This is a genomic window from Caballeronia terrestris, from assembly GCF_001544515.1.
Classification (GTDB): Bacteria; Pseudomonadota; Gammaproteobacteria; order Burkholderiales; family Burkholderiaceae; genus Caballeronia; species Caballeronia terrestris.
Genome location: NZ_FCOL02000167.1, coordinates 1 through 4,800 on the forward strand (window position 1 = coordinate 1; position 4,800 = coordinate 4,800).

Consider the following 4,800-nt stretch of genomic DNA (forward strand, 5'->3'; position numbering starts at 1 on the left):
TCCTCGAACTCGCACGTACTCGCGACGTCGAGAATGTCGTACCCGCGATAGTGCAAGTCGTTACCCGTCTTGCCGACGGTACACAGCGCGGTGTTCCCCGCCGTCACCCCCGACAGCGCGACGGATTTCTTCGGCTTGAATGCGCCCGCGGCGGCCGGCGCTTCACTCGTTACGGTATCGCTCATCGCCCCAAGTCTCCCTTGTTCTGATTGAACAGCGCGTCGAGCTTCTGCTCGTATTCGTGATAGCCGATGCTCTCGTAAAGCTCGTTACGCGTTTGCATCGTATCGACGACGGCCTTCTGCGTGCCGTCGCGGCGAATCGTCTGATAGACGTTCTGCGCGGCCTTGTTCATCGCGCGAAACGCCGACAGCGGATAAAGCACGATCGATACATCCACGCCGCGCAGCTCATCGACGGTAAAAAGCGGTGTCGAACCGAACTCCGTGATGTTCGCGAGCACCGGCACCTTCACGGCGTCGACGAATTGCTTGTACATGCCGAACTCGGTCATCGCTTCGGGGAAAATCATGTCGGCGCCGGCCTCGACGCACGCCTGCGCGCGCTCGATCGCCGCCTGCAAGCCCTCGACCGCCAGCGCATCCGTGCGCGCCATCACGACGAAGTTCGCGTCGGTGCGAGCATCGACGGCCGCCTTCACGCGATCGACCATCTCCTGCTGCGACACGATCGCCTTGCCCGGCCGATGCCCGCAGCGTTTCGCGCCGACCTGATCCTCGATGTGCATCGCGCCCGCGCCCGCCTTGATCAGCGACTTCACCGTGCGCGCGATGTTGAACGCGCTCGGCCCGAAACCGGTATCGACGTCGACGAGGAGCGGCAGATCGCAGACATCGGTGATGCGGCGCACGTCGGTAAGGACGTCGTCGAGCGTCGAGATGCCCAAGTCCGGCAGGCCGAGCGAGCCCGCCGCGACGCCGCCGCCCGACAGGTAGATCGCCTTGAACCCGGCGTGCTTCGCGAGCAGCGCGTGATTGGCGTTGATCGCGCCGACGAGCTGCAGCGGCTTCTCGGCGGCGACGGCGGCGCGAAATGCGGCGCCCGCGGAAGTGATCGTCATGTTCAGCTTCCTTTCGTGATGGGTTCGGGGCCGAAGAGCGCGGCCGCGCCTTCCGGCAAAACCTGGCCCGTCGCCTGCGCGCGTCGCAGCACCGACCAGTAGTATCGATAGCTCGCGCGATCGTGCAGCGTGTCGCGGTGACGCGTCGGCCCCCATTGCGCCGCCTGCGCCGCGAGCAGGATCTCGGCGGCGATATCGATTTCGTCGGCGCGCGGCGCAAAAGCGGCGACGATCGGCTGGATCTGGTCTGGATGAATGCTCCACATCCGCGTATAGCCGAATTCGTTGCGCGCGCGCCCCGCGTCGCTCGCGACGACGCTCATGTCGCGCACTTCCGTCGACACATTGTGCGACGCCACCTTGCCGTGCGCGTGGCACGCGGCCGCGATCTCCAGCTTCGCGCGCCGCACGAGCGGGTGATCGAACTGGCCGGGCGAGCGCATCGCGGTATCGGGGATCGCGCCGTTGTGCGCGGACACGAAGTCCATCAGGCCGAAACTCAACGCTTCGACGCCCGGCAGCGCGGCGAGTTCGAACACTTCCGCGAGCGCGCCGTGCGTTTCGATCAGCAGATGGCAGGGAATGGGCTGCGCGATGCCGAATTCGCAGCGCGTGGCTTCGACGAACGCGACCATTTCGGCGGCATCGTAGACGCCGCGGATTTTCGGAAGCGTGATGTAGGCGGCTGCGCGGCGGCCCTGGCGCAAGATGATGCGCACGTCATCGCGCCAGGCGCGGTTCTGGAAATCGTGGATGCGCACGCCGACGCGCCCGAAGCGGTCGGCCTCGCCGCCGATGAACGACGCTACGAGTTCCGCATGCGACGCTTCCTGGCCGACTTGCGCGCCGTCTTCGCAATCGAGCGTGATGTCGAAGACCGGCCCGAGCTGCGCCTGGATGCCAAGCGACTTCCTGATCAGCTTTTCGCTGCCGGCATAGTGATCGCACGGCGGCAAAACCGCAGGTTGCACTTCGCCGTCAAACAGCACTTCGGCGGGGGTGAGAGCGCGCATCGTCGGCGTCGGGTCGAGTTGGGGGATGAAAGGAACCGATTCGAACGCGCTCGGCGTCAAGCCAAACGCGCTCGGATCGGCCGCGAACGCTTTTTTCAGGCGTTCGCGATCCATGCAGGACCGCTTCGATCAAGCGGCCCTGCGGCGAACTTTACTTGCCGAGCAGATGCGCGACACCATCGCGCTCTTCGAGTAGTTCGTTCAGCGTGCCGTCCATCTTTTCACGCGAGAACGCATCGATTTCCAGGCCTTCGACGCGCTTGTACTCGCCGTTCTCGCACGTCACCGGCACGCCGTAGAGGATGTCTTCGGGGATGCCGTACGAGCCGTCCGACGGAATGCCCATCGTGACCCACTTGCCGTTCGTGCCGAGCACCCAGTCACGCACGTGGTCGATCGCCGCGTTCGCCGCCGATGCCGCCGACGACAGCCCGCGCGCCTCGATGATCGCCGCGCCGCGCTTGCCGACGGTCGGGATGAACGTGTTGCGGTTCCATTCGTCGTCGCTGATCAGCTTCGTGAGCGACTCGCCGCCAGCGGTGGCGAAGCGGAAGTCGGGGTACATCGTCGGCGAGTGGTTGCCCCACACAGCGAGTTTTTCGATCGATGCGACCGGCTTGCCCGACTTCGCGGCCAGTTGCGACAGCGCGCGGTTGTGGTCGAGGCGCAGCATGGCGGTGAAGTTCTTCTTCGGCAGGTCCGGCGCCGACTTCATCGCGATGTACGCGTTCGTGTTCGCCGGGTTGCCGACGACCAGCACCTTCACGTCGCGGCTCGCGACGTCGTTCAGCGCCTTGCCCTGAACCGTGAAGATTTCCGCGTTGGCCGAGAGCAGGTCCTTGCGCTCCATGCCCTTCGAGCGGGGACGCGCACCGACGAGCAGCGCGACGTCGGCGTCCTTGAACGCGACTTTCGGGTCGTCCGTGGTGACGACGCTGTCCAGCAGCGGGAAGGCGCAGTCTTCCAGTTCCATCACGACGCCCTTCAGGGCGTTCTGCGCTTGCGGCAGGTCGAGCAGTTGAAGGATCACCGGCTGGTCTTTGCCGAGCAGATCGCCATTGGCGATGCGGAACAGCAGCGAGTAGCCGATTTGACCTGCGGCGCCGGTGACGGCAACGCGCTTTGCGGACTTAGCCATTGAGAACTCTCCTGGACGGTGCGTGAGACGCTAGGGAAAACGCCATTTTATGCGCGTTACGCGAAGCGTTGATGAAGCATGTCAGCCATGCTGTCCGGGATCACGCGCAAAACGCCGTGGAATCACGCTTGGTCGCGCGAGAGCGGGCGTTCTGCATGAAGCGCGGCGGCGCGGCTGCCATGCCAAGATTCTTCTACGAGCGTGGGGCTGCGCGGGGCGGCGGCGCCGGGTCTCGTCGCACAAGAGGCGTTTCGAGAAGGCGCGGGACGTTGCAAGGCGGTACACAGGCAGCGGCGGGCGAATCGAAAGCCGTTCGGCGTGAGGCGATAAAGCGGCGGGGGTGTGCCAGATTGCGTGAGGCATTGACCGAAAACTGTTCGATGCGCACCGGATCAATGACCCGCAAACCCTTGCTCGACAACGAGTGTAGGATTCACCGGACGTAAAGTCAACAGTATCTTATGTCTTATATAAGACATAGGAATCGTCGGGAAATGTGTGGACGCCACGCGGGCCTTTATGATGAAATGCGCGCATGAATTCGAACCCGGCGACGACGACCCCCACAAACGGCGCTGGTGCGACGGAAGTTGCACCAGCTTCGTCGCCGACGTTCAGCCCGCTCTATCAGCAAATCAAGGCGCTCATCACGCAAGGGCTCGAATCGGGTGAATGGAAGCCCGGCGAGATCATCCCGAGCGAAGTCGAACTCGCGGCCCGCTACAAAGTAAGCCAAGGCACGGTGCGCAAGGCGATCGACGAACTCGCCGCCGACAATTTGCTCGTGCGCCGTCAGGGCAAGGGCACGTTCGTTGCGACGCACAACGAAGACCGCGTGCAGTTCCGCTTCCTGCGCCTTCTCCCCGACGACGGCGACGCCCATCCCCACGTCAGCCGTCTGCTCGAATGCCGGCGCCTGCGGGCGCCCGCCGAGATCGCGCGCCAGCTCGACCTGAAGCCTGCCGACCCCGTCGTTCTTATCAGGCGCTTGTTGCAATTCGATGGCGAAACGACTGTCTTCGATGAAATCTGGCTGCCGGGCGCCGTGTTTCGCGGCTTGACGGCCGAGCGTCTCGCCGACTACAAGGGCCCGCTTTACGCGATGTTCGAGACCGAGTTTGGTACGCGCATGATTCGTGCGTCCGAGAAGATTCGCGCGGTCGCAGCCGATGCGCCGGTCGCCGAATTGTTGAAGGTGACCGTCGGTTTTCCGCTGCTGTCCGTCGAACGAGTGTCCTATACGTACGGCGACCGACCGGTCGAAGTGCGTCGCGGCTGGTATGTCACGACCGGCTACTACTATCAGAACGACTTGAGTTGAAAGAGATGATGAACGGACGGCGCACCGGACCGCAACCGATGCGCAAGTCCCTCGAGAGTCGCCTTTCTATCGCGAGTTGCAAAGGCATTTTCTGCGGCGTTTCGCTGCAGCGCGAGATGAAAAGGCGCTAAAATCGCGGATTAGTGTGATAACAATGTTGGGGTCTAGCATGGCTGAAGCCGTAAAAAAACCAAGGCCCGAGTTCCGTAACATCGGGATCGGTCAACTCGCGAAGTATCGCTTGCCG

4 protein-coding genes and 2 pseudogenes are annotated in these 4,800 nt (G+C 63.6%); 2 read left to right on the forward strand and 4 right to left on the reverse strand.

The features are described 5' to 3' along the window. The 4 genes and pseudogenes from AWB67_RS34475 to AWB67_RS34490 form a co-directional block, all read right to left on the reverse strand. Positions 1-185, reverse strand: a pseudogene (locus tag AWB67_RS34475) (2-methylcitrate synthase); the annotation flags it as partial. Next, positions 182-1,081 (reverse strand): methylisocitrate lyase, encoded by a 900-nt coding sequence (gene prpB / locus AWB67_RS34480; protein WP_087660430.1) that lies wholly within the window; start codon positions 1,079-1,081, stop codon positions 182-184. The gene prpB and the pseudogene AWB67_RS34475, both read right to left, overlap by 4 nt. Before the next feature lie 2 nt (positions 1,082-1,083). Beyond that, complete coding sequence (locus tag AWB67_RS34485) at positions 1,084-2,094, reverse strand: HpcH/HpaI aldolase/citrate lyase family protein (RefSeq protein ID WP_087660433.1); 1,011 nt, start codon at positions 2,092-2,094, stop codon at positions 1,084-1,086. Positions 2,095-2,245: 151 nt separating this feature from the next. Continuing rightward, positions 2,246-3,232: a malate dehydrogenase gene (locus tag AWB67_RS34490; RefSeq protein WP_087660431.1), complete on the reverse strand. Its 987-nt coding sequence runs from the start codon at positions 3,230-3,232 to the stop codon at positions 2,246-2,248. A gap of 535 nt (positions 3,233-3,767) precedes the next feature. Between AWB67_RS34490 and AWB67_RS34495 the strand changes: the two genes are divergently transcribed. Next, positions 3,768-4,553 carry a GntR family transcriptional regulator gene (locus tag AWB67_RS34495; protein WP_087660432.1) on the forward strand — a complete coding sequence of 262 codons (786 nt, stop codon included), beginning with the start codon at positions 3,768-3,770 and terminating at the stop codon, positions 4,551-4,553. A 169-nt stretch (positions 4,554-4,722) separates the two neighbouring features. Beyond that, positions 4,723-4,800, forward strand: a pseudogene (locus tag AWB67_RS34500) (succinate dehydrogenase, cytochrome b556 subunit); the annotation flags it as partial.